24 protein-coding genes are annotated in these 25,325 nt (G+C 58.6%); 7 read left to right on the top strand and 17 right to left on the bottom strand.

Features of this window, described 5'->3' with window-relative positions:
• Positions 1-22: 22 nt before the first annotated feature.
• Complete coding sequence (gene scpA / locus ACTF58_RS07040) at positions 23-2,149, bottom strand: methylmalonyl-CoA mutase (protein WP_438991265.1); 2,127 nt, start codon at positions 2,147-2,149, stop codon at positions 23-25.
• Positions 2,115-3,059, bottom strand: coding sequence for a hypothetical protein (locus ACTF58_RS07035; RefSeq protein ID WP_438991264.1), 945 nt, complete (start codon positions 3,057-3,059; stop codon positions 2,115-2,117). The genes scpA and ACTF58_RS07035 overlap by 35 nt, the downstream gene beginning before the upstream one ends.
• A gap of 175 nt (positions 3,060-3,234) precedes the next feature.
• Here ACTF58_RS07035 and ACTF58_RS07030 point away from each other — a divergent pair, with 175 nt between their 5' ends.
• Complete coding sequence (locus tag ACTF58_RS07030; RefSeq protein WP_438991263.1) at positions 3,235-3,675, top strand: DUF4174 domain-containing protein; 441 nt, start codon at positions 3,235-3,237, stop codon at positions 3,673-3,675.
• A 4-nt stretch (positions 3,676-3,679) separates the two neighbouring features.
• On the opposite strand, the gene ACTF58_RS07025 is transcribed toward ACTF58_RS07030, so the two are convergent.
• The 7 genes from ACTF58_RS07025 to ACTF58_RS06995 form a co-directional block, all read right to left on the bottom strand.
• Positions 3,680-4,180 carry a hypothetical protein gene (locus ACTF58_RS07025; RefSeq protein WP_438991262.1) on the bottom strand — a complete coding sequence of 167 codons (501 nt, stop codon included), beginning with the start codon at positions 4,178-4,180 and terminating at the stop codon, positions 3,680-3,682.
• A gap of 96 nt (positions 4,181-4,276) precedes the next feature.
• Positions 4,277-6,322 (bottom strand): acetyl-CoA carboxylase biotin carboxylase subunit, encoded by a 2,046-nt coding sequence (locus ACTF58_RS07020; protein WP_438991261.1) that lies wholly within the window; start codon positions 6,320-6,322, stop codon positions 4,277-4,279.
• A 137-nt stretch (positions 6,323-6,459) separates the two neighbouring features.
• Positions 6,460-6,666: a hypothetical protein gene (locus tag ACTF58_RS07015; protein WP_438991260.1), complete on the bottom strand. Its 207-nt coding sequence runs from the start codon at positions 6,664-6,666 to the stop codon at positions 6,460-6,462.
• Between the two features lie 325 nt (positions 6,667-6,991).
• Positions 6,992-7,363 (bottom strand): hypothetical protein, encoded by a 372-nt coding sequence (locus ACTF58_RS07010; RefSeq protein ID WP_438991259.1) that lies wholly within the window; start codon positions 7,361-7,363, stop codon positions 6,992-6,994.
• A gap of 81 nt (positions 7,364-7,444) precedes the next feature.
• Positions 7,445-7,594: a hypothetical protein gene (locus ACTF58_RS07005; protein ID WP_438991258.1), complete on the bottom strand. Its 150-nt coding sequence runs from the start codon at positions 7,592-7,594 to the stop codon at positions 7,445-7,447.
• Between the two features lie 214 nt (positions 7,595-7,808).
• Positions 7,809-8,222, bottom strand: coding sequence for a DUF6497 family protein (locus ACTF58_RS07000; RefSeq protein WP_438991257.1), 414 nt, complete (start codon positions 8,220-8,222; stop codon positions 7,809-7,811).
• Positions 8,223-8,231: 9 nt separating this feature from the next.
• Positions 8,232-9,764 (bottom strand): acyl-CoA carboxylase subunit beta, encoded by a 1,533-nt coding sequence (locus tag ACTF58_RS06995; protein WP_438991256.1) that lies wholly within the window; start codon positions 9,762-9,764, stop codon positions 8,232-8,234.
• Positions 9,765-9,993: 229 nt separating this feature from the next.
• Between ACTF58_RS06995 and ACTF58_RS06990 the strand changes: the two genes are divergently transcribed.
• Positions 9,994-11,208, top strand: a complete 1,215-nt coding sequence (locus ACTF58_RS06990) for a multidrug effflux MFS transporter (RefSeq protein WP_438991255.1) — start codon at positions 9,994-9,996, stop codon at positions 11,206-11,208.
• Positions 11,209-11,458: 250 nt separating this feature from the next.
• Positions 11,459-12,850, top strand: coding sequence for a helix-turn-helix domain-containing protein (locus ACTF58_RS06985; RefSeq protein WP_438991254.1), 1,392 nt, complete (start codon positions 11,459-11,461; stop codon positions 12,848-12,850).
• Positions 12,851-12,917: 67 nt separating this feature from the next.
• Here ACTF58_RS06985 and ACTF58_RS06980 read toward each other — a convergent pair whose 3' ends face one another.
• The 5 genes from ACTF58_RS06980 to betI all read right to left on the bottom strand — a co-directional run bounded on the left by ACTF58_RS06980 (position 12,918) and on the right by betI (position 17,880).
• Entirely contained in the window at positions 12,918-13,154 is a 237-nt protein-coding gene (locus ACTF58_RS06980) for a YdcH family protein (RefSeq protein ID WP_438991253.1), read from the bottom strand.
• Between the two features lie 244 nt (positions 13,155-13,398).
• Positions 13,399-14,055 carry a thermonuclease family protein gene (locus tag ACTF58_RS06975; protein WP_438991252.1) on the bottom strand — a complete coding sequence of 219 codons (657 nt, stop codon included), beginning with the start codon at positions 14,053-14,055 and terminating at the stop codon, positions 13,399-13,401.
• Between the two features lie 72 nt (positions 14,056-14,127).
• Complete coding sequence (gene betA, locus ACTF58_RS06970) at positions 14,128-15,786, bottom strand: choline dehydrogenase (protein WP_438991251.1); 1,659 nt, start codon at positions 15,784-15,786, stop codon at positions 14,128-14,130.
• Position 15,787: 1 nt separating this feature from the next.
• Complete coding sequence (gene betC, locus ACTF58_RS06965; RefSeq protein WP_438991250.1) at positions 15,788-17,296, bottom strand: choline-sulfatase; 1,509 nt, start codon at positions 17,294-17,296, stop codon at positions 15,788-15,790.
• Positions 17,293-17,880, bottom strand: coding sequence for a choline-binding transcriptional repressor BetI (gene betI / locus ACTF58_RS06960; protein WP_438991249.1), 588 nt, complete (start codon positions 17,878-17,880; stop codon positions 17,293-17,295). The genes betC and betI overlap by 4 nt, the downstream gene beginning before the upstream one ends.
• An 89-nt stretch (positions 17,881-17,969) precedes the next feature.
• On the opposite strand from betI, the gene choX reads away from it, so the two are divergent.
• The 3 genes from choX (at position 17,970) to choV (ending at position 20,865) form a co-directional block, all read left to right on the top strand.
• Complete coding sequence (gene choX, locus ACTF58_RS06955; RefSeq protein WP_438991248.1) at positions 17,970-18,899, top strand: choline ABC transporter substrate-binding protein; 930 nt, start codon at positions 17,970-17,972, stop codon at positions 18,897-18,899.
• An 80-nt stretch (positions 18,900-18,979) separates the two neighbouring features.
• Positions 18,980-19,837, top strand: coding sequence for a choline ABC transporter permease subunit (gene choW / locus ACTF58_RS06950; RefSeq protein WP_438991247.1), 858 nt, complete (start codon positions 18,980-18,982; stop codon positions 19,835-19,837).
• Positions 19,834-20,865, top strand: coding sequence for a choline ABC transporter ATP-binding protein (choV, locus tag ACTF58_RS06945; protein ID WP_438991246.1), 1,032 nt, complete (start codon positions 19,834-19,836; stop codon positions 20,863-20,865). Before choW ends, choV begins: the two co-directional genes overlap by 4 nt.
• Positions 20,866-20,985: 120 nt before the next feature.
• Here the strand turns inward: choV and ACTF58_RS06940 are convergent, their stop codons facing one another.
• The 3 genes from ACTF58_RS06940 to ACTF58_RS06930 are packed head-to-tail and all read right to left on the bottom strand — an operon-like array spanning position 20,986 to position 23,311.
• A complete protein-coding gene (locus ACTF58_RS06940; RefSeq protein WP_438991245.1) occupies positions 20,986-21,891 on the bottom strand; it encodes a DMT family transporter in 906 nt (301 codons plus the stop codon).
• Positions 21,892-21,940: 49 nt separating this feature from the next.
• Positions 21,941-22,534 carry a LysE/ArgO family amino acid transporter gene (locus ACTF58_RS06935; RefSeq protein ID WP_438991244.1) on the bottom strand — a complete coding sequence of 198 codons (594 nt, stop codon included), beginning with the start codon at positions 22,532-22,534 and terminating at the stop codon, positions 21,941-21,943.
• 27 nt (positions 22,535-22,561) lie between these two features.
• Positions 22,562-23,311, bottom strand: coding sequence for a YebC/PmpR family DNA-binding transcriptional regulator (locus tag ACTF58_RS06930; RefSeq protein ID WP_438991243.1), 750 nt, complete (start codon positions 23,309-23,311; stop codon positions 22,562-22,564).
• Positions 23,312-23,498: 187 nt separating this feature from the next.
• On the opposite strand from ACTF58_RS06930, the gene ACTF58_RS06925 reads away from it, so the two are divergent.
• Positions 23,499-25,271 (top strand): SLC13 family permease, encoded by a 1,773-nt coding sequence (locus ACTF58_RS06925; protein WP_438991242.1) that lies wholly within the window; start codon positions 23,499-23,501, stop codon positions 25,269-25,271.
• The last annotated feature ends 54 nt before the right edge of the window (positions 25,272-25,325 follow it).

Below are 25,325 nucleotides of genomic sequence, written 5' to 3'. Positions count from 1 at the left end.
GCAGACAGCCCCCCGCCCCGGCTTAGGCGCGCGCTGCGCGAATAAGCTTCAGGATATCCTCAGCCGCCTCGGGGATATTCGTGCCCGGCCCGAAGATCGCCTTCACACCCGCAGCCTTGAGAAAATCATAATCCTGCTGCGGAATAACGCCACCACAGATCACAATGATATCGCCCGCGTCCTTCTCTTCCAGCGCCTTGATAAGCTGTGGCGCGAGCGTTTTATGCCCCGCCGCCTGGCTCGAAATTCCGACCACGTGCACATCATTGTCAATCGCGTCTTGCGCCGCCTCATCAGGCGTTTGAAAGAGCGGGCCCACATCAACATCAAAGCCGATATCCGCAAAGGCCGTGGCAATCACTTTCGCGCCACGGTCGTGCCCGTCTTGGCCCATCTTCACAACCAGAAGACGCGGGCGGCGACCCTCTTCTTCGGCAAAAACTTCGATACTTTTCTGGATCGCCGCAAAGCCCGCATCGCCCTCATAGGCCGCGCCATAGACGCCCGCGAGTGTCTTTACTTCGGCACGGTGACGGCCAAATTCTTCTTCCATCGCCATGCTGATCTCTCCCACAGTGGCCCGCGCGCGCGCGGCTTCAACCGCGGCGTCCAAGAGGTTTCCGCCTTCTTTTGTGCGCCGTGTCAGCTCTGTCAAAGCCGCCATGCAGGCCGCCTCGTCACGGCTGGCACGAATGCTTTCAAGCCGTTTCACCTGATTTTCGCGCACAGCCACATTGTCCACATCCAGAATGTCGATCGCGTCTTCCTTGGCGAGACGGTATTTGTTCACCCCGACAATCACTTCCTGTCCACGATCAATCATAGCCTGACGGCGCGCCGCACTTTCCTCGATCCGAAGCTTGGGCATTCCACTGGCGACCGCTTTGGTCATCCCGCCCATCTCCTCGACTTCTTCCATCAAGGCCCAGGCCTTCTCGGCCAGCTCGCTTGTCAGGCTCTCGACATAGTATGAGCCGGCCAAGGGATCGACGACATTGGTGATGCCCGTCTCTTCTTGCAAAATCAGCTGGGTGTTGCGGGCAATGCGCGCGCTAAACTCGGTCGGCAAAGCAATCGCCTCATCCAGCGCATTGGTGTGCAGACTTTGTGTTCCGCCAAGCGCCGCTGCCATCGCTTCATAAGCTGTGCGAATGACGTTGTTATAGGGGTCTTGCTCCTGCAAACTTACACCCGACGTCTGGCAATGGGTCCGCAGCATCTTTGAGCGCTCGGACTTGGCGTCAAACTCTGTCATAACCTTGTGCCAAAGCAGGCGCGCCGCGCGCAGCTTGGCCGCTTCCATGAAGAAGTTCATGCCAATCGCAAAGAAAAAGCTGAGCCGCCCGGCAAATTTGTCAACGTCCATGCCCGCATTGATCGCCGCGCGCACATATTCGCGCCCGTCTGCCAGCGTATAGGCCAGCTCCTGCACAAGGTTCGCGCCCGCTTCCTGCATATGATAGCCCGAAATCGAGATCGAGTTGAACTTCGGCATCTCGTTTGAGGTATATTCAATGATGTCCGAGATGATTTTCATGCTCGGCTCGGGCGGGTAAATATAGGTGTTGCGCACCATAAATTCTTTCAGAATATCGTTCTGAATTGTCCCAGCCAGAAGCGCCTTGTCGTGGCCCTGCTCTTCGCCCGTGACAATAAAGTTCGCAAGGATCGGGATCACCGCGCCGTTCATCGTCATCGAAACAGAGACCTGATCCAGCGGAATACCATCAAACAGGATCTTCATATCCTCAACCGAGTCAATCGCCACACCGGCCTTGCCCACATCGCCCACCACGCGCGGGTGGTCACTGTCATAGCCACGGTGCGTGGCCAGATCAAACGCAACAGAAACCCCCTGTTGCCCCGCCGCCAGCGCTTTGCGGTAAAAGGCGTTGCTTTCCTCGGCGGTGGAGAAGCCCGCATATTGGCGGATGGTCCAAGGACGGCCTGCATACATGGTCGATTTTACGCCGCGCGTAAAGGGCTCATACCCCGGAATAGAGCCAAGGTGGCTCATGCCCTCAAGGTCTTCTTCAAAATAGACAGGCTTGACCTTAATGTCCTCAAGTGTCTGCCACGTCAGATCGTCAATCGTCTTGCCGCGCAGCTCTTTTTCAGCTCGCTTGGCCCATTCGTCTCGCTTGGTCATAGGTATATCCTCTTCTTGCGGCTGGGAGTGGGTTGATCCCCACGTCTTCCAGCGTTTTTCTCTCTATCAGCTTGGCAAGCCCGCTCGCGCCCGCCGCACACCAAAAAATGTCATCCGAATGGCGCTCGGCCAATGCCGCGATCTGGTCTTGTGTAAAGGGCTGCCAGCGCCCCTCGCTCTTTGGCAACCCGCCGCTCGGCACGCCCCGTTCTGCCAAACTGGCGCGCAATGCGGCAAGATCGGGCGCTTCATTCTTGCGCACCGCCGCACTGGCCCGTGGTGGCTGTTGATACGAGCCAATCAGCGCAGCCAACCGCGCATCTGGCGCGCCCGCAAAATCGGCAAACCGATGCACCTCGATCTGCGCCTCAGGCATTACAGTCGAAATATCACAGATCACATCCCGCCAACTGCGCTCTGATGTGCTGATCTCATGCCGCACCGCCTCGCTCGGCACCTCACAGCCACGCTTGACCCCATACGCCAGCGCTGATGTCCAATAGTCGGGCAGCGGGCGCAAACCGAGCAAAACCTTGTCCACAGGGCAGCCCAAAGCCTCAGCGAATCCCTGCAAGCGCGTCGCACAGTCAGGATAGAGCGCACGGTGCCGTATATTTCCCTTCACAGAGCCAAGCATATTCTCGTCACTGATCACAAGCCAGCGCACCCCCCGCGCCCCCGCCAAAGCCAATGCCGCCGCGATCCGTGGCTTGGCCGCCGCAACCGCCGCCGCGCTGACGCGCCCGCTTGGCCCGGCGTATAGCCCTTGAAACAGCCCCGCTTCGCGCAAACGCCCGGGGCCCCAAAAGCCAACACCCAATGCCCCCAGTCTGTCGGCATGGCGGCGCATATAATGTTGAAAGGTGGTCGTCGCGCTGCGCTGCGCACCCAAATGAAGGATAATCTGCATCTTGCCCTGCTCCGCTTGCCTCATATCGCTCCGTGTCAGAGCGTTATAAATACAAGGCAAACTCTGCCTGATAGGGCCTGAGGATCGCTTTAACGGTGGAAAAAATTCATCCCACCCGATGTTTTTTGTCGTAAAGGCACAAGAAGGGCTTATATCCTGCTCAGAAGGAGAGGCTATGATACGGGTCTTAAGCTTTGTAATTGCTGTCTTTTCAGCAGGACTGTCACAGGCAGAAACAGCGGCAGAAACGCTCCCCGCGGAGCTGCTTTCTGACGCAGAAACGGCAGATTTATCTTTATTTTTATGGACAAAAAGGCTCGTGATTGTCTTTTCAGACTCCGAAGCCGATCCGCGCTTTATAGAGCAAGTCGCGCTCTTGGCCGAGCGCTCAAACGAGCTTACCGAGCGCGATGTCCAGATCATTTTGGACTCAAATCCAGAGGCCAAAACAGCCCTGCGCCAAAAGTTCCGCCCGCGTGGCTTTATGCTTATGCTGGTGGGCAAAGACGGGCAGGTATATCTGCGCAAGCCGCTGCCATGGAATGTGCGCGAGATTTCCCGCTCAATCGACAAGCTGCCCCAACGCCAGCAAGAAATCCGCGATCGGCGCGACTGAGCGCCTAGACGTTGCCACGTAGAAAAAAGGCAAGCTTTTCGGGAGGATAGAGGATCATCAAAGCGTTTTCCTCTGGCAGATAGACCATCTGGGACACGGGCGAGAGCAACACCCGATGATACCCCCGCGCAATCCGCGCATCCATACAGTCGCGCGCAGGCCCGATTCCGGCCGAAATCAGCCCCAGACCGTTTGGCAAATCGCGGCTCATGATGGCTTCGGTGATCTCGTTTGGGCTCAGCCCTTCGAGCGCAAATTGAACCTGCTTTTGGTCGCGAACGCGCGCGAGCGCGCTGTCGAGTGTCTCCGCCAGCGGATAGGGTTTGCGAAACTCCCCAAGCGCCAGCGTAAACACAGCCGCCGTGCAGCTTGATTTGGAGGTGAAATGCATCACCTCCAAAATATAAAGCCGCGCGGAGAGCTGCTTTTTCAAGCTCTCCTCCGTGTCCAGCTCGCACCCCGCCAACACAGCGAGCGCTGCCAGACAGGCCATGATCCTGCGCATAGCTTATCCGCTCCCAACAAGGACAATCCTTGGTCAGGCTAGCGACAAATCCTTGCGGAAGTCTTGACGCATATGAGCGGCCTTGGCGCATGGAGTTTATTCAAACTCCATAATCACTTCATCCACCGCAAGGCTATCGCCTGGCGCGGCATTGATCTTGGCGACAACGCCCTTACGCTCGGCGCGCAGGATGTTTTCCATTTTCATGGCCTCAACGGTGCAAAGCGCCTGCCCCTCCTGCACTTCTTCGCCCTCTTCCACGTTGATTGTCACAATCAATCCAGGCATCGGGCAAAGCAGCATTTTGGACGTATCAGGCGCAACTTTCTCAGGCATCAGCTTGGCAAGTTCGGCTTGGCGCGGTGTGCGCACATGGACCTTAAGTTCAGCCCCACGGCTGCGGATCTTGAACCCGCCCGAGACTTTTCCAACCTTCAAAACAAGGCCTTCACCGCCAACATCAAGCCGCGCAAGCTGGTCGCCCGGTGTCCAGTTTGACGCCACGCGCAAAGTCGTGCCATCAGCAAAATGCACATCCGAGCCGTCACGGTCTGCCGCAATCGTCACAGGGTAGTCTTGCCCCTGAAGGCTCACAACCCACTCGGTTCCAACAACCCGCTCGTGGTTGTCCATCCGCCCGGAAACACGGGTGCGGCGGATTTCCGCAACACGGTGCATCGCGGCCGCACTCGCTGCAATCTTGCGCAGCGCCGGCTCCTCAAGCGTCACGCCTTCAAAGCCCTCAGGATATTGCTCTTCAATAAAGGCCGTTGTCATCTCGCCCTTGATAAAGACCTCATGATCCATCACCGCCGACAAGAACGGCAGGTTGTGGCCGATCCCCTCAAGCTCAAACCCGTCAAGCGCATCGCGCATATGCGCAATCGCCTCAAGGCGCGTTGGCGCCCATGTGCAGAGCTTGGCGATCATCGGATCATAAAACATACTGATCTCGCCGCCCTCATAGACGCCCGTGTCATTGCGCACCGCAAAGGCGCCTTCTGGCGCATCGCCCTGCCACTTACCGTTTTCCAAAAGCGGGCCAGAGGCCGTCTCTTCTGGCGGGCGATAGCGTGTGAGGCGGCCAATCGACGGCAAGAAGCCGCGGTAAGGATCTTCTGCATAAAGGCGGTTTTCAATCGCCCAGCCTGTCAGCGTCACATCTTCCTGTGCCATAGCAAGCTTTTCGCCATAGGCGACACGGATCATCTGCTCCACAAGGTCGACCCCTGTGATCAGCTCGGTGACAGGATGCTCGACTTGAAGCCGTGTGTTCATCTCAAGGAAGTAGAAGTTCTTGGCGCCATCCACGATAAATTCGACTGTGCCCGCACTCGCATAATCAACGGCTTTTGCCAAAGCCACTGACTGCTCGCCCATGGCCTTGCGTGTGGCCTCGTCGAGGAACGGGCTGGGCGCTTCTTCCACAACTTTCTGCTGACGACGCTGGATAGAACACTCGCGCTCGCCCAGATAAATGCCGTTGCCATGGCTGTCACAGAGCACCTGAATTTCGATATGGCGCGGCTGGGTGATGAACTTTTCAATGAAGATACGGTCATCGCCAAAGGAGTTTGCCGCTTCGTTCTTTGAGCTTTGAAAGCCCTCGCGCGCCTCACTGTCGTTCCAAGCGATCCGCATCCCTTTGCCGCCCCCCCCCGCAGAGGCCTTGATCATCACAGGATAGCCGATCTCGTTTGAAATCTTGACCGCCTCCTCGGCATCCGCAATCAGACCCATATAGCCTGGAACCGTGCTCACCTTGGCCTCTTGAGCGATTTTCTTTGAGGTGATCTTATCGCCCATCTTCTCGATGGCGCCCTTTGGCGGCCCGATAAAGGCCACGCCAGCCGCTTCGAGCGCTTCAGCGAATTTTGCGTTTTCCGACAAAAAGCCATATCCGGGGTGAACCGCTTCGGCGCCAGTCTCCTTAATCGCGCGCATCACGTTTTCGATCACAATATAGGATTGGTTCGCAGGCGGCGGACCAATATGCACAGCCTCATCCGCCATTTGCACGTGCAGCGCCTGCTTGTCCGCATCCGAGTAAATAGCGACCGTCTTGATCCCCATTTTTTTCGCTGTCTTGATCACGCGGCAAGCAATCTCGCCACGGTTTGCAATCAGGATCTTTTTAAACATGGTCTGTCCCCTCTTCGTTCAGTCGTTGGAGCCGCGCAAAGCGCTCTCCAGAATGCATAAAAAAAGCCACACCCGAGGCAGGCTCGGACATGGCTTTCACTGTGTGTCTGGCCCCCAAGGGGGCCGCCGTTACGCGATCAGCAGCGTGACGGGAATTTCTGGCAGTAGGCCACGTTGCCGACCACGCCAATGAGCGCGCCTGTGGCCAGATCGCCCTTGGTGACAGCCGCAGCGCCAACGCCTGCGCCCGCACCCATGAGCGCTTGTTCGGTGAGTGTGTCGCCACAGCCACTAAGCAGGGCTGTGATACAGAGGGCCGAAGCCCATTTGGTAACTGTTTGCATCTCTCTTTGCCTCGTTTTGGTTTATGACGAGCCGTCTCTGCGGCTCCTGTAACCCGAACGTTAGGCCTATAGCGCCGCATCGCCAAGCCAGAGGCGCGCGAATTTGCGCCACCTGTGGCAGGAAAAAAGCAGGGCGCGCAGCCTTGGGGGCAGCCGCAACGCCCTGCTGGGGAAGGGTAACGGGCAGAGCAAACGCCCTGCGCCCGAACACGGGCAACCATCACAGGGAGAGCCTTGCATGAGGCCGATTGCCGCGAAAGGGAGAGCTGCGGCACAGCCCTGTTATAGGCTGTTCCCTGCTCAAATGGAGATGTCATCGGCAAAGTCACGCCTGACCCTCCTCCACATAAGATCCGTCAAAAATGTCGGGAAACGAGGCTTCCGCCACACGCACATCAATCCGCAACAAAGCATCATAGCTGGCGGGGTCAAACGGGTCTTCTGCCGCGACAACCTCACGGCCAAACAGCCACGAGAGCCGCCCCGCATCCAGATTGCCGCGCTCAAACGGCGCATCACCAAACTGCGCCCAAAGTGCGGCCATAAAGCCCACATCCGCGCGCTTGTCGGCGGGGCGCCGGTCGCGATAGCGCTCGCGCATCGTGATCGGCGTGACCCCCTTGGGGTTTGCCCGCCGGATAACAAATTGAAAATCAGTGCCGGAAAGTCGGCCCGGGAAGCCGCGATGCTTCAACATGGCTGGCCCTCCTGTGTCAGAGTGAAACCGCCGTGAAGCATATGAGGCAGAGCGCGCCGCGCGGCACGCCCTGCAAGTATCTTATTTGTATTTGCCGGTGTAGGCTGGCTCAACCGAGATCGGCGTAGGGTCGACCACAATATATTCATCATCAGGGGCCTTGTTGCCGCCACAGGCGGACACCGTAACCACAAATCCAAGTGCGCAAAGGGCTTTAATCGTCTTAGACATATCTTACTCCAGTCTTTTTGCTCTATCACGAACGGGGCTATCTCCCCATCCTGCCTCTCATATGAGATACCCGCCCAACCAAGGACGTATGCGCGCAACATAACTGAAATCTGCCCCAAGCGATATGAAACAAGCGCAAGCGTTCCGCGCTGTGACGGGAAAGCCGCAACCGAGCCGATACATGAACTGCGACCCTCAACATATTGTGTATTCATCAATATTGCTCCCATATGCAGGCCCCGTCTTTGAGCGAATACAACTCAAAAAACTGTGTGGCCTCAGGGTCGGACTGGCCGAATTCGACCGCCCTGTCAGAATAAGAAATCACGATACGATCAATAGGCTGAGGCTGCTCAGACAGCTGCGGCAGCGCATATTGGGCGCATAAAACGCTAAAGTCCTGCACCAAGACCTCATAATCCGGCGCGCCGCCCTGCCCGATTTCAGGCACAACAAAGCGAAACCGCGCATAGGTCAGCTCACCATCAGGCTTCACCTCGACAAACGCCTCCAACAGCTGCGGCGTAAGCCCGGAGGGCAAGCTCGGCAGCTCTGCCGCAGGCAAAGGCTGGGCCACAAGACCCAGCCCCGCAAATACGAGCGCAGAAAGTGAGAGGAGCTTGCGCATCAAATGCCCTTACAGCGGAATATTGTCGTGTTTTTTCCAAGGCGTGGTGATTTTCTTGGTCCGCAAACTTGCAAAGGCACGGCTCACGCGCTTGCGTGTGCTGCGCGGCATGATCACCTCGTCAATGAAGCCACGCTCGGCCGCCACAAACGGGTTTGCAAAACGCGCCTCATAGTCAGCAGCGTGCTGCGCAATCTTCTCAGCGTCGCCCGCGTCGGCGCGGTGAATGATCTCGGTGGCGCCCTTGGCCCCCATCACAGCAATTTCGGACGTCGGCCAAGCATAGTTCAGATCGCCCTGCAGGTGCTTTGAGCTCATCACAACATAAGCGCCGCCATAGGCTTTACGCGTGATCACCGTCACTTTCGGAACAGTCGCCTCACCGTAAGCAAACAAGAGCTTCGCACCATGCTTGATCACGCCGCGATACTCCTGCCCCGTGCCAGGCAAGAAGCCCGGAACATCAACAAGCGTCAAAAGCGGAATCTCAAAGGCATCACAAAAGCGCACAAACCGCGCCGCCTTGCGAGAGCTGTCAATATCAAGACAGCCCGCCAGAACCAAAGGCTGGTTGGCCACGACACCTACAGTCTGCCCCTCAAGGCGGATGAACCCCGTGATGATATTCTTGGCAAACTCTTCCTGAATTTCATAAAAATCGCCCTCATCCGCCAGCTTCAGGATTAGCTCCTTCATGTCATAGGGCGTGTTCGGGTTCTCAGGCACGAGCGTATCAAGGCTCGTGTCTTGGCGGTCCACACTGTCAAAGAACGGGCGGACAGGCGGCTTTTCGCGGTTGGAGAGCGGCAGAAAATCGATAAGACGGCGCACTTCCGCGATGGCTTCGACATCATTCTCAAACGCACCATCCGCCACAGATGATTTCTTGGTGTGGGTTGACGCGCCACCAAGCTCCTCGGCTGTGACTTGCTCGTTGGTCACTGTCTTCACAACATCAGGCCCCGTGACAAACATATAAGAGCTGTCTTTGACCATAAAGATAAAGTCCGTCATCGCAGGCGAATAAACCGCGCCCCCCGCACATGGCCCCATGATCAAGCTGATCTGCGGCACAACGCCCGAGGCCATAATATTGCGCTTAAAGACTTCGCCGTAGCCCGCAAGGCTGTCGACGCCTTCCTGAATACGCGCTCCGCCCGAGTCATTGATCCCGATCACAGGCGCGCCGTTCTGCACGGCCATATCCATAATCTTGCAAATCTTCTCGGCATGAGTCGCCGAAACCGAGCCGCCCAAAACCGTGAAGTCCTGAGAAAAGACATAAACCATGCGGCCATTGACCGTGCCCCAGCCCGTGATGACGCCGTCACCGGCAGGCTTTTGCTGTTCCATGCCAAAGTCGGTGCAGCGGTGGGTTTTGAACATATCAAATTCTTCAAAACTGCCCTCATCCAGCAAAAGCTCGACCCGCTCGCGTGCCGTCAACTTGCCTTTGCTGTGCTGCGCAGCAATACGCTTCTCGCCGCCGCCCAATTGGGCCTGCGCGCGGTGCTCTTCGAGCTTTTGAAGAATGTCTTTCATAGGATGCCCCCCTTTGGTTTGGCCCTGTATAGGGGCACAATGGCGACACACAAAGGCCAAACGAGCAAATTTGCAAATCTTTGTCAGAATAATTTCAGCTAATTGCATAACTGCAAATTAAACATCTGACGCCCCGCCCTCACACAGTCGCCGTCCATCTTCGCCCGCTTTCAGCCCGTGTCGGTCACGCCATCTGGACATCATAATTTAACAGGCCTAGGGCTAGGCTATGCAAAAGCCTGTGCCGAGTCGCCTGTTTGATCGCGCGACACCACCCCATATCTTTACACTGGTCAGCCTTGCGGGCCTCTCTGCTCTGGCAATGAATATCTTCCTGCCCTCGCTCGGCGGCATGACAGCCTATTTTGAGACCGATTACGCTTTCATGCAGCTCTCCGTTGCGCTTTATCTGGCGATCAATGGCTTCTTGCAGCTCTTCATCGGGCCAATCTCCGACAAATACGGCCGCCGCTCGGTGATCCTCTGGGGTCTTGGCCTGTTCAATCTGGCAACGCTCGGCTGTCTGCTCGCGCCCACCGCCGAAGTCTTCATGGTGTTTCGGATGTTCCAAGCGGTGATCGCCGTTGCCATGGTGCTCGCCCGCGCCGTGGTGCGCGATATCTACCCCCAAGACCAAGCCGCCTCGATGATCGGCTATGTCGCAATGGGAATGTCTCTCGTGCCGATGATTGCCCCCGCAATCGGCGGCCTGCTCGAAGTCTGGTATGGCTGGCACGCCAGCTTTGTGATGCTGCTGGGCTTTGGCCTCCTGCTCTTTGCGATCACATGGTTTGACCTCGCCGAAACCGCCCCGCCGAGCAACAACACCCTTGGCCAACAGTTTGCAGAATACCCCGAGCTGCTCACATCGCCCCGCTTCTGGGGCTACTGCATGGCCTCAGCGCTGTCCTCGGGTGCCTTCTTCGCCTATCTCGGCGGCGCGCCCTTTGTCGGTGAACAGGTCTATGGCCTCTCCCCCGACCAGCTCGGCCTCTACTTCGCCGCGCCCGGCCTTGGCTACTTCATAGGCAACTTCATCACCGCCCGCTTTTCCGCCCGTGTCGGCGTCACCGCGATGATCTTCTGGGGCAACGTGATTTGCGCCGCCTCCCTTGCCCCCGCTCTGCTGCTCAGCCTCGCAGGCGCAGGCTCCGCCGCCGCCTTCTTCGGCTGCGTGGTCTTCCTCGGAATCGGCAACGGCATGGTCATTCCCAACGCCCAAGCCGGGATGCTCTCGGTGCGCCCCCATCTCGCAGGCACAGCCTCAGGCCTTGGCAGCGCCATCATGATCGGCGGCGGCGCCGCCCTCTCCGCCGCAGCGGGCGCCCTGCTTCACCCCGGCGCTTCAGACCTGCCGCTGATCACCCTCATGATCCTCTGCTGCGTCGCCGCCCTTGGCGTCATCCTCCTCGTCATGCGCCGCGAGCGCCGCTTGCGCCTTTAGCGCTCTGCATCCTCTTTCCCTAAATATCCCGGGGGTGTGGGGGCTGGCCCCCACTAAATCCTGTGTGTGGGGGCTGGCCCCCACTAAAACCTGTGTGTGGGGGCTGGCCCGCGCCAAACCTACGCAAGAGGGCCGCCCCCCTCAAGCCGTCGCATTTTTGCGCAGCCAAAAGCACAAACCCCGCTTGCCACAACCTCTTTGCAAAGGCACACTCCACACTTAGCGAAGTTGCAAACCAAGGGAGAAGCCCATGCCCCAGCAAAAACTCTACGCCGGCGCCAAGCTGCGCGAAACGCGCACCCGCCTTGGCCTCACCCAAAAAGACTTCTCCCAAAAGCTCGGCGTCTCCCTGCCGTATCTCAACCAGATGGAAAACAACAAACGCCCCGTCTCCACAACCGTGGTGCTCGGGCTTGCGCAGGAGTTCGGCTTTGACGTCACAGAGCTGACATCCGCTGACAGCGAGCGGCTCGTGTCAGATATGCGCGAGGCCATGGCCGATCCGATCTTTGCCGATGATCCGCCCCCCCTCGCCGATCTGCGCCTCACCGCCTCCAATGCCCCGGGGCTGGCACGGGCCTTTCTCGCCCTGCACAACGCCTACCGCCAGACCCACGAGCGCCTCGCCTCGCTTGACGAAGCCTTGGGCCGCGAAGACGCCCGCCCCCAAGCCAGCCCATGGGATGAGGTGCGCGACTTCTTCCACTATTGCGACAATTATATCGACGCAGTTGACCGCGCCGCCGAGCATTTCGCCGCCCAAAGCGAAGATATCCGCCAAACCGCCGTGCGCGCCCTGCGTGACGAAGGCATCACGGTCCACGAGCTGGACCGCGCCGAGCTGCGCAACTTTGATCGCGAAACCCGCACCCTCACGCTGTCAACCCGCGCCAGCCCCGGCACACGCAACTTTCAACTGCTGCTCCAGCTTGCTCTTCTCAAGCAAAGCAAGCTCATTGAAGCCACACTCGATCTCGCCCGTTTTCAGTCGGCTGAGGCGCGCACCATCGCCAAAATCGGCCTTGCCAATTACTTCGCGGGGGCAGCCCTCATGCCCTATACGGCCTTCCTCGCCGCCGCGCGCGAAACACGCCACGATCTTGAGAGCCTCGCGCGCCGCTTTGGTGCCTCCATCGAGCAAGTCGCGCACCGCCTCTCAACGCTCCAGCGCCCGGGCGCCAAAGGCGTGCCCTTCTTCTTCGTGCGTGTTGATCAGGCCGGCACAATCACCAAACGCCACTCCGCCACGCGGCTCCAGTTCGCCCGCTTCGGCGGTGCCTGCCCGCTCTGGAATGTGCACAGCGCCTTTGAGATGCCGGGGCGCTTCCTGCGCCAGCTCGCCGAAACCCCCGATGGCGTGCGCTATATCTCGATTGCCCGCGACGTGAGCAAAACAGGTGGCCAGTTCGGCGCGCCGACACGCCGCTTCGCCATCGCTCTTGGCTGCGAAGTGACCCACGCAGGCGATATCGTCTACGCCGACGGGTTGGATGTCAGCGAGCGCCAGAGCTTTGAGCCGATCGGCATTTCCTGCCGCATCTGCGAGCGCACGAGCTGCCACCAGCGCTCCGTGCCGCCCCTTGAGCGCCGCCTGACAATCAATCCCGACAGTCGTGGCATCCTGCCCTACGAAGTAGGCTGATCTGACCCGATACAGAAAAAGGCGGCAGATCATCTCTGCCGCCCCCTTTGCCTGACATCGCGTCCCCTTACGCGGACAGCATTTTATAAATTTCGTCTTTCAAAGCCGCCCGCGTTTTGCGCAGGGTCTCTTCGTTAAACTGATCTGTCGGGGCCACATTGGTCTCCGCACGATGCACCGCGCGGTTCACTTCGTGATACTCCTCCGCCAGCTTGGCAAAATGCGCATTGGCGGCTTTCATCTCGCTTATTTTAGCCCCAAATTCAGGGAATTCTGCGTGCAGCTCATGGGGTGTATTTGACATTTTGGTCTCCTGTTCCTGTGTCAAAGCTGACGCTAAAGCGCAGCAAAGCCGCGCACTTTGATCATGATCAACAAAAACCACTTCAGCTGTCGATTTCTGAAAAAACACCCGCCCTCAAATCGCTCAAAAACCCATCGCACTCATTTTCTTTCTCAAAATATCCTGGGGGGAAGAGGCAAGCCGCAGGCTGGCCTCTGGGGGGCAAAGCCCCCCCCTGCTCTCTCATATCTGCGCTACGTCCCTGCTAGCGCCGCGCTCGGCGCCAGCCTGCGGCAACAGCCTCCGCCTCGCTGCAAAACCAGCGCTCGCCTTTCTGTGCGCTGATGCGGGTGCGCTCGTAATGCTCTTGCCCTTGCACATGATATATCCGCACCCCCTTGGAGGAGATATTGCCCTTGATCTGACAGCCGCCCTCAGGAGCGGCTTGCGCAGGTTTCGCGCGTGCGGCCCTAAACGCCGCAGGTGCCTGAACGCGGCTTTTGTGCAGCCCGCGGCCGCTCACAACCGCGCCCTTCTCAGTAAGATCATAGATCATCGAATACTTGCGATAGGCAAACGCCATCCCCCGCTCCACAAGCCAGCCACCAAGATCGACCCCCGCCACCTCACAGCGCGCCACGCTGCGCCCGTAGCGGTCGCGATCCTCCTCAACACAGCGAGCATAGCGGCCCTGAAACGCTTGGCGAAGCGCGTCCCGCACCCAGTGGCCACAGCTCCAAATCTCGCCGTTTTCATCCTGACAGCTCTGCCCCAGCTCGGGCGCATCAATCCCGAAAAGACGCACCTTTTCCCCCGCAATCCGCAGCGTGTCGCCATCCACAACGTCTATACGCCCTGCCACACCTGCGGCCCCATAGGTTGCCACACAGCAAAACAGCAGCGCAAAGGCAGCCTGCCTCATATTAACCAATCTTAACATTTGGTTAATATGAGCGCAGATCAGATGCGCCGCAATCGCAATAGCGGCACAGCGTTAACGCTGCTCTGTCTTCCAGTCAGGGTTGATCCACGGCGCATCATTGGCCGCCGCCAAAGGCGCACGTCCAAGGATATGATCACTGGCTTTTTCCCCCGTCATGACAGAGGGGCCATTCAGGTTACCGTTTGTAATCCTTGGGAAAATCGAGCTGTCCGCCACCCGCAACCCCTCTACACCGATCACACGGCACTCAGGATCAACCACAGCCATAGGGTCGTCCTGACGGCCCATCTTGCAGGTGCCACAGGGATGATAGGCGCTCTCGGCGTGCGCGCGGATCACATCATTAAGCTCGTCATCGGTTTGCGCGCCGGCCCCCGGCAGGATCTCATGCTTCACATAAGGCGCAAAAGCTGGCTGCGCAAAGATCTCCCGCGTGAGCCGGATACAGCGCCTGAAGTCCGCCCAATCAGAGTCCAAGCTCATGTAATTAAACATAATTTTCGGATCATCCAGCGGGTCTTTGCTGCGCAATGTCACCGCCCCGCGCGACCCCGAGCGCATCGGCCCGGTATGGGCCTGAAATCCATGCCCCTCGGCCGCAGCCTGCCCGTCATAGCGCACAGCTATGGGGAGGAAGTGATACTGGATGTCGGGATACTCCACCCCCGCCTGCGAGCGGATAAAGGCACAGCTTTCAAAATTGTTAGACGCACCCAACCCCGTCTTGGTAAAAAGCCATTGCGCTCCGATCAAGGCTTTGGAGAAAAGATTCCAATGTTTATAAAGTGTTACAGGAAGCTTTGAGGCATATTGGATATACATTTCAAGGTGGTCCTGTAAGTTCTGGCCCACACCCTGCCGGTCCGCAACAAGCTCGATCCCGTGTTCGGCCAAATGGGCCGCTGGCCCGATGCCTGAAAGCATTAAGAGCTTGGGCGAGTTGAACGCACTCGCCGCAAGGATCACTTCGGCACGCGCTTCAATCACTTCGCTCTTGCCACCGCGCCTCAGCTGAACCCCCGTGGCACGCCCGTCCTTGATCACGATTTTCTCCGCAAGCCCGCGCACCAAAGTGCAATTTTCGCGCTTCAATGCGGGCTTCAGATATGCGTTCGCCGCCGACCAGCGCCGCCCCTTGTGAACCGTCTGCTCAAACGCGCCAAAGCCTTCTTGCTGTTGGCCATTATAATCGCTTGTGACAGGATAGCCCGCCTGACGCCCCGCCTCAACAAAGGCATGAAACAAAGGGTTTTTGCGTGGCCCACGGCTTACGTGAAGCGGCCCGTCTGTGCCGCGCCAAGCGGGGTCTCCGCCATGGCCGCCATCGTCCCAGCTTTCCATTCGCTTGTAATAAGGCAGCACGTCGGCATAGCCCCAGCCCTCGGCCCCACTGTCCCGCCAATGGTCAAAATCCTTCGCATGGCCGCGCACATAGACCATGCCGTTGATCGAGCTTGATCCGCCAATCACCTTGCCGCGCGGCGCAACCAGTCGTCGCCCGCCAAGGTGCGGCTCGGGCTCCGTCATATAGCCCCAGTCATAACGCTTCATATTCATAGGGTAGCTCAGCGCCGCTGGCATCTGAATAAGCGGCCCCGCGTCCGTTCCGCCATGCTCGATGACAATGACAGAACGCCCTGCCTCCGATAAACGGTAAGCCATAGCGCAGCCTGCCGAGCCGGCGCCCACAATTACATAATCTGCCTGCATTTTATTCGCCCCTTGGGAACCGTTGGTTTTCTTCAAGGACGTTCAAATCCATGTGGTTGCGCATATAGCGCTCGCTGGCCTTTTGCAGCGGTTGGTAATCCCAAGGAAAATACCCGCCCTCGCGCAACGCCTCATAAACGATCCATCGCCGCGCTTGGCTCTGGCGCACATCTGCGTCAAACTCTTCCAGATCCCAGCGCTCCGCCGCCATCATGCGAAAGCGTTCCAGCACCTCGGAATGCGCGCGCACACCGGCCAGATTGTGCCGCTCGTGCGGGTCGGCCTCCATGTCAAACAGTTGTTCAGGATCAAGCGCGCAATTGGTGTATTTCCAGCGCTCTTGGCGCAAGCACACCAGCGGCGAATAACTCGCCTCCGCGGCATATTCCATCGCCACAGGGCTTTTCCGCTCGCCCCCTTGGCCGAGCGTCACAAGGCTTTCCCCCGTGGTCCAAGGCATGACCTCAGCCATACTCACCCCTGCAAGGTCACAGAGCGTGGGGCAGACATCAATATTGCTCACAGGCGTTTTAACCAGACCCGCCTCCATCTGTGGCGCCGCAATCATCATCGGCACCCGTGCGGAGCCTTCCAGAAAACTCATCTTGAACCACAAGCCGCGCTCGCCCAGCATATCGCCGTGATCGGAGACAAACAGGATCGTCGCTTCTTGCCGTGTGGCCTCAAGCGCCTCAATGATCTCGCCAATCTTGTCATCGAGATAGGAAATATTGGCAAAATACGCGCGCCGCGAGCGGCGGATGTCGTCTTCAGTGATGTCAAACGAGCGCCAGTCATTGGCGTCAAAAATACGCTTGCTATGGGCATCGTGCTCTTCATAGTCCAGTGCCGGCACGTCAGGCAGAAGATGCGCGCAGTCCTCATACAAATCCCAATATTTCTTGCGCGCCACATAAGGGTCATGCGGGTGGGTAAAGCTCACCGTCAGACACCATGGCCGTGCATCCAGCCCGCGCCCGTAGTCATAAATCTTGCGCTTGGCGTGATAGGCGACCTCGTCGTCATATTCGAGCTGGTTGGTGATCTCGGCGACGCCCGCCCCCGTGACGCTCCCCATATTGTGATACCACCAGTCAATCCGCTCGCCAGGCTTGCGGTAGTCGGGCGTCCAGCCAAAATCAGGGGGGTAAATATCCGTGGTCATGCGCTCTTCAAAGCCGTGGAGCTGGTCTGGCCCGACAAAATGCATCTTGCCCGAGAGGCACGTCTGATAGCCCGCACGGCGCAAATGGTGCGCATAAGTGGGGATGCTTGAAGCAAACTCCGCCGCGTTGTCATAAACACCTGTAGCGCTTGGCAACTGTCCCGACATAAACGCCGCCCGCCCCGGCGCACAGAGCGGACTGGCGGTATATGCGTTTTTAAAACGGGTCGAACGCGCCGCCAGTGCCTTCAAGTTCGGCGCATGAAGCCACTCAGCTGGCCCGTCTGGAAAAAGCGTGCCGTTGAGCTGATCGACCATAATGATCAGAATATTCGGTTTGCTCATGTGTTCTCCCTCTGGCCCAGCTCGAGCTGGACATATCCCATAATCTGTTCAACAGCGCGCGCACCATTCGGCGCGCTTTCGCCCAAGGACTGGCGCAAATAAACCCCGTCAATCAACCCCGCCACACGGCTGGCAACCATCTCGGCCTGCCCTCCCACCAAAGGGCGCACCCCATGTGCCAGATTGGAGCGCAGGCGGCGGTGATAGACATTGAGCAGCCGCTTGGCCTCGGGCGAAACCTGCGCCAGAACATAAAAGTTCATCCAAGCCGCAACCGTCTCCGTGCGAAAATTGCGGCTGGAAAAAGACGCCCGCACAATAGCCTCGACCCGCTCCGCAGGCCTATCCGCCATCGCCAGCGCCCCGCGCACCTCGGCCGCATAGACGCCCATCGTGTAGCGCATCGCCGCTACAAATATCTGCTCCTTGCCGCCAAAGTAGTGATGCGCCAAGGCGCTCGACATCCCGGCCCGCCGCGCGATCTGACTAACAGTCACATCAAGCGTGCCATGCGCGCCAATTTCGGCAATAGTGGCTTTCACCAGAGCCTGTCTTCGAATAGGCTCCATTCCAAGTTTCGGCATGAGAGAGGTCCAATTCAGTTGCCTTGCCGAGACTGTTAGGTTTTTATTGACGCGTCAATCAATAAAAACGTCACCCACAGGAGTTTAGTATGAACCTGAAGTATTCCCTATCCGCACTTGCGCTCTTTGCGGCCACATCCGCCATGGCCGAAGGCCAATGTGACAAAGTCACATTCTCTGATGTCGGCTGGACCGACATCACCGCGACAACAGCCGCCACAACGGCCGTTCTGGAAGCCCTCGGCTATGAAACAGACATCAAGCTTTTATCTGTGCCCGTGACATATACAGCTATGGCCCAAGGCGATATCGACGTCTTCCTCGGCAACTGGATGCCAACCATGGAAGCCGATATTGCCCCCTACCGCGAGGCCGGCACTGTCGAGACCCTGCGCGAAAATCTGGAAGGCGCCAAATACACCCTCGCCGTGAACAAAGCCGCGATGGATATGGGCATCAAGGATTTTGCAGATATTGCCAAACATATCGATGCCCTTGAGGGCAAAATCTACGGGATCGAGCCTGGCAATGATGGCAACCGCCTGATCCAGTCGATGATTGACGACAATGCCTTCGGCCTCAAGGGCTTCGAAGTTGCCGAAAGCTCCGAGCAGGGGATGCTTTCACAAGTTGACCGTGCGAGCAAAAAAGGCGAGCCGATCATCTTCCTCGGCTGGGAGCCACACCCAATGAATGCCAACTTCGACATGGGGTACCTCACAGGCGGCGATGACTTTTTCGGCCCCGACCTTGGCGGTGCCACCGTCTATACAAACACCCGCGCAGGCTTTGCCAGCGACTGTGCCAACCTTGGCGCATTTTTGGGCAATCTCAAGTTCACCCTCGCCATGGAAAATGAGATCATGGGCGCGATCCTGAACGATGGAACCGACCCCAAGGAGGCCGCAACCGCTTGGCTCAAAGCCAACTCTGACACGGCCATGGCTTGGCTCGCAGGCGTCACCACAAAAGATGGCGGCGATGCCGAGGCCGCCCTCAAGGCCGCACTCGGCCTCTAAACCAACAATGGCGGGGCCTCAAAGCCCCGCCGCCACGCCTGAGTGCCGCGCCATATCTGCCCCCCAAAAGAAAGCATCCGATGACATCTCCATGGTTCAGTGCGCTGATCGCGAAGGACGGCAAGCTTGAGGTCGGAAAGACCATTGCCTCAGGCTTTGACTGGCTGATTGTCAACTTCGGTGCCGGCTTTGACACTTTGGAAACCGTGCTCAGCGCCTCGATTGACGGCCTTTTGAGCCTGCTTCAATTCCCACACCCCTACATCATGGTCGCGCTCTTTGCCGCGCTCACATGGGCGCTTCAGCGCACCCTCGGCCGCACCGTTCTGGTCGCGCTCTGCTTTGCCTTCGTGATCAATCAGGGCTACTGGGAAGAAACAACAGAAAGCCTCGCGCTGATCTTTTTTGCAGGGCTGTTCTGTATGGGCGTCGGCATCCCCATCGGCATATTCGCAGCCCACCGCCCCCGTGTCTACAAAGCGATCCTGCCTGTTCTGGATATGATGCAAACCATCCCGACATTCGTCTATCTCATCCCGATGATCGTCCTCTTCGGGATCGGCATGGTGCCCGGCCTCGTCGCCACCTTTATCTTCGTGCTCCCCGCCCCCATCCGCCTGACCCACCTTGGCATCTCTCGCACCCCCGTCACGTTGATCGAAGCCGCGCGCGCCTTTGGCGCCACCCCGCGCCAGCTGCTCTGGAAGGTCGAGCTTCCCTCCGCCCTGCCCCAGATTATGGCAGGCCTCAACCAGACCATCATGCTCTCGCTCTCCATGGTCGTCATCGCCGCCCTTGTGGGGGCTGATGGCCTCGGCGTCCCAGTTGTGCGCGCGCTCAACACGGTCAATGCCGGCCTCGGTTTTGAAAGCGGCCTCGTGATTGTTGCCGTTGCCATCGCCCTTGATCGAATGCTCCGCGTGGAGACCCCCGCATGACCCAGCAAACCGCCGTCAGCTTCCAAAATGTCTCAATCGTTTTTGGAGACGCCCCCAAGCAAGCGCTCCCCTTGATGGACGCAGGCCAAAGTCGCGCCCAAATTCAGGCCAGCACTGGTCAGGTGCTGGGTGTGCATGATTGCTCCCTTGATGTTGAGCAAGGCGAAATTCTGGTGCTCATGGGGCTGTCGGGCTCGGGCAAATCAACCCTCCTGCGCGCCGTCAATGGTCTCAATCCCGTGGTGCGCGGTGACGTCCAAATCAATGCAACCGCCGGCATCACCTCCGTGACAAACGCCTCTCCTAAAGCCCTACGAGAGCTGCGCCTCAGCCAGATTTCAATGGTGTTCCAAAGCTTCGGTCTGCTGCCGTGGCGCACAGTGGCCGAAAATGTCGGCCTCGGCCTTGAGCTGGGCGGTCAAACGGCCTCGGAGCGCGCCGCAACAGTCACAAAACAACTCGCCCTCGTCGGCCTCTCCGACTGGGCCAATCACAAAGTCGCCGAGCTGTCAGGCGGGATGCAACAGCGGGTCGGCCTCGCCCGCGCCTTTGCCACAGAGGCTCCGATCCTCTTGATGGACGAGCCGTTTTCAGCCCTCGACCCCCTGATCCGCACCCGCCTGCAAGACGAACTTCTGGAGCTGCAAGCGCGCCTTGGGCGCACGATTATTTTTGTCAGTCATGACCTGGATGAGGCCTTCAAAATCGGGGGCCGTATCGCCATCATGGACGGTGGCAGGATCGTCCAATGCGGTACACCCCAAGAGATATACACCCACCCCGCCAATGCCTATGTGGCCGATTTCGTCGCCCATATGAACCCGCTCGGCGTGCTCACCGCCCGCGACGTCATGGTGCCGCTCGGCGCCACCGCCACAGGTGAAATAGACGCCGCCGAAAAGCTCGCAGCCCTCATGCCACTTTTCCAAAACAGCGACACCCCCGTCAAAGTCATGCACAAAGGCAAAGCCCTCGGCGAGGTCACAAAAACCGCCCTTCTCAAGCGCCTCCTGACCCCCAAAAGCTAGAGCGCCTCGGCTCAACGACCCTGCTTTTTCTTTCTATAAATATCCCGGGGTTTGGGGCAGCGCCCCAAGGCCTGCGTGGCCTGAACGCAAACCACCCTGTGCGCAAAGCGCGCCTTGCGCTTAGAACTTGGTCGCAGGCACAGCAGGCGTGCGGATTTTACGCTTCAAGACCGCTTCCCGCATAGTGATAAACGCAATCGAGCCGATAATCACCACGCCCCCCGTGACAACCCAAGGATCAACCCCCTCACCAAAGACGACAGCCCCCAGCAAGACCGCCCAGACGAGCTGCAAAAAGCTCACAGGCTGGGTCACCGTCACAGGCGCGGCCGCAAAAGCCATCGACATGGTGTAATGCCCCGCAGTTGCCAAAGCCGCGACAGCAAACAGCACAGCCAGCTCTCCCCCAGTCGGCGTCACCCAATTGGCAAGCGCCAGCGGCGCAAGCCCGATGGTGACCGTAATCGACAGCATCGTAACCACAACCGCAGGGTTAGTTTCATCCGACATCAGCTTCGCCACCAGATAGGAGGTCGCAAAGAAAACCGCAGCAAACAGCATAGCCAAATGTCCGGTGCCCACCTCGCGAAACCCCGGGCGCAAAATAATCAAGGCACCGATCAGCGCCGCAATCACCGCCAGAATCCGCCGCAGCGCCAGCGTCTCGCCCAGAAAAAGCGCCGCGCCAAGCGTCACATAGACAGGCGTGAGATAGTTCATCGCCGTCACATCCGCGATCGGGATCCGCGCCATCGCATAAAACCAAAGCGCAACACCGCCCGTATGGGCGACCCCGCGCAGCCAGAAGAGCTTGTGCTGCCGCCGCGTGAGCGTGCTTTGGCGCATCGCATTGATCATCGGCAGCAGAAAAACCAGCCCCATCGCATAGCGCAGAAAAGCCGACTCCGCGGCTGGAATACGCGTGCCATTGTATTTGACCAGAGCCGTCACAGCGACAAACAGAAGCCCTGTGACAAACATCCAGAAAACACCCTGCACAGGCCGATGTGTCTGCGGATCATTCATCTGTTAATGAAGCCACGTTGCGCGAGAGGCTTCAAGCGCAAAAGCGAACCTAAAGCACAAGTTTCGCCGCAATCGCCCACATGGTCAGCCCGACAAAAGCATCCAGAATTTGCCACGCCCTTGGCCGTGCAAAAACCGGCGTGAGAAATTGTGCGCCGTAGCCAAGCGAAAAAAAGAAAACAAAACTCGCGCTCATCGCGCCCAGCGCAAAGCTCAACTTGTCGTCCCAACCTGCGCTGATCGAGCCAAGCAAAACAACCGTATCCAGATAGACGTGCGGATTGAGCCAGGTCAGCATAAGAACAGTCGCCAAAATAGCCTTCAGCGAGGCCTTGGCCTTGCCTTGCGTCTGCAGCGCTTCGCCACCTTGCCAAGCGGCGTGAAAGTTACGCGCCCCATACCAAAAAAGAAACGCCGCCCCGCCGTAGCGCATCACTATTTCCAGCCAAGGCACAGCCTGCGCCAGCGCCCCAAATCCGGCAACCCCCACCGCGATCAAAATCGCGTCCGAGACAGCACAGGTCAGACAGGTTGCAAACACATACTCGCGACGAATGCCCTGCCGCAAAACAAAGGCATTCTGCGCCCCGATCGCAAGAATGAGGGAAAATCCAAGGGCAAAACCCGCAAACGCTGCCTGCATCAGTCGCCCCTTATGTTGCGGCGCGCCTCACTCTTCGTTCAGCTGCGCCATCACCTCGTCAGAGGCTTCAAAATTCGTCGTCACAGTCTGCACATCGTCATCATCTTCCAGCGCGTCCACAAGCTTCATGAGCTTTTGCATATCCTCAAAGCCCATCTCGGTGCTGATGCTGGGCCGCCAGATCAACTTGGTGCTCTCACTCTCGCCAAGCTCGGCCTCAAGCGCTGTTGAAACGTCGTTCAGGTCGGTGTCCGCGCACCAGATCAAATGCCCCTCGTCCGTGCTTTCCACATCTTCAGCGCCCGCCTCGATCGCTGCCATCATAACGGTGTCCGCATCGCCAACAGAGGCGGCATAGCTCACAGCCCCTTTCCGGTCGAACATGAAGCCAACAGAGCCTGTCTCGCCAAGGTTGCCACCGCATTTGGTAAAGAGCGAGCGCACATTGCTGGCCGTGCGGTTGCGGTTGTCTGTCATCGTCTCGACAATCACAGCAACGCCATTGGGGCCATAGCCTTCATAGCGGATTTCCTCATAGGCCTCGCCTTCGCCGCCCACGGCCTTCTTGATCGCACGTTCGATATTGTCCTTGGGCATGGACTGGCCCTTGGCTTCCTTCACTGCCATGCGCAAGCGCGGGTTCTTCTCTGGGTCAGGGTCGCCCATCTTGGCGGCCACGGTGATCTCTTTTGAGAGCTTGGAAAAAAGCTTGGAGCGCAGCTTGTCCTGACGCCCTTTGCGGTGTTGAATATTTGCCCATTTGCTGTGGCCGGCCATGATAAGCTCCCGATCATGAAGACTGTTGTTTGGCCTTCTATAAGTGATGGAGGCGGTCGGGTTCAACCATTCGAGCAACAGTGCCTTTGAAATACTGCAAAAAAACGGTTTCGCACTGTGAGCTGTTTGATGCCAAGGCGCGCGTTTTCCCGTTTCCTAGACCTGCGCTGCGCGATAAGCTTTCACAATGACACAGGATCAAATCATTCTCTTCTCGCTCTTCGCGGGTGTCTTTGCGCTCCTCCTTTGGGGCCGCTGGCGCTATGACCTCGTGGCCTTCGCGGCCCTCATGCTGGGTGTCGTGCTTGGCGTGGTCGAGACCAAACACGCCTTTGACGGCTTTGGTCACCCTGCAACGCTCGTCGTCGCGCTGGTGCTGGTCGTGTCTGCGGGCCTCGTGCGCTCGGGCGCCATCTATCTCATCACCCGCACCTTGGTGGATAGCACCCGCTCGCTTGGCGCCCATATCGCGATCATGGGCACAGTCGGCGGCCTGCTCTCAGGCTTTATGAACAATGTTGCCGCCCTCGCCCTGCTTATGCCTGTCGATATCCAGACCGCGCGCAAGGCGGGCCGCGCGCCAGGCCTGTCGCTGATGCCCCTCAGCTTCGCAACCATTCTGGGCGGCATGGCCACACTGATCGGCACCCCGCCCAATATTATCATCGCCTCAATCCGCGAAGACGCCGTCGGCGCGCCGTTTTCAATGTTTGACTTTGCGCCTGTTGGCGGGCTGACGGCCATCGCAGGGCTGGTCTTTGTCGCCCTCATTGGCTGGCGGTTGATCCCCAATCGGGAGGATGCGCTCAAAGCCGTTGGTGATATGTCGCCCTTTATTGCCGAGCTGACAGTTCCCGAAGGCTCAAAACAGATCGGCAAACGGCTTGGCGAACTTGAAGAGGCCGCCGAAGCCGCAGATGTCGCCCTTCTTGGCCTCATGCGCGCAGGCAAGCGGCGCTACGGTGCGGCGCGCAACTCCCTCTTGCAAGCGGGGGATGTGCTTGTGCTTGAGGCCGCGCCCGAAGCACTGGACGAGTTCCGCGCCACCTTGGGCCTCGCCTTTGCGGAAAGCGCGCGCGAAGAGCGCGTCAAAGCAACAGGCGAAGGCCTTGATCTCATCGAAGTTGTGGTCACCTCTGAGGCGCGGATCGCTGGCAAAACAGCGCTCAGCATCGGCCTCTCGTGGCGCAAACAAACCGTGCTGATGGGCATTTCGCGTGCAGGGAAAAAGATCACCAGCCAGATCCGAAAAACCAAAGTCGCGCCAGGCGACATCCTGCTTCTGCTCGTGCCCAAAGGCACAGGCCCCGACGTGACAGACTGGCTCGGTGGCCTGCCACTGGCCGACCGTGGCCTCGCAGTCACCCAAGACAGCAAAACATGGCTCGCCATAGGGCTTTTCGTGGCCGCTGTGGCCGCCGCCTCGGTGGGGCTTGTCTATCTGCCGATCGCCCTTGGCATTGTAGTGGTGGCCTATATCCTCTTCAAGATTTTGCCGCTGAGCGAGCTTTATGACCATATCAACTGGCCGGTCGTCGTGCTGCTCGGTTCCATGATCCCGCTGGGCGCGGCCCTCGAAAACTCGGGCGGAACCGAGCTTCTAGCCGGCGCCCTTCTAAGCTTTACCGACGCCATGCCCGCCTGGGCGATCCTTACTGTGCTGATGCTCGTCACCATGACGCTCTCGGATGTGCTCAACAACACCGCCACAACGATTGTCGCGGCCCCCGTCGGCATCGAAATGGCCCGTGCGCTCGACGTCTCCCCCGACCCGTTTCTCATGGCCGTCGCCGTCGCGGCCAGCTCGGCCTTCCTCACACCCATTGGCCATAAAAACAACACCCTGATCCTTGGCCCGGGCGGGTATCGCTTTGGCGATTACTGGCGAATGGGTCTGCCTTTGGAGATCATTGTGGTGTGTGTTTCGATCCCGCTCATTCTTCTCTTCTGGCCTTTGTAAGCCTGTTTCAAATTGCGCTGCGCGCAATCTGACCCACTGGGGGCTTTGCCCCCA

Source organism: Lentibacter sp. (assembly GCF_965657785.1).
Classification (GTDB): domain Bacteria; phylum Pseudomonadota; class Alphaproteobacteria; order Rhodobacterales; family Rhodobacteraceae; genus Lentibacter.
This window is presented reverse-complemented; position numbering and strand designations above follow the sequence as displayed.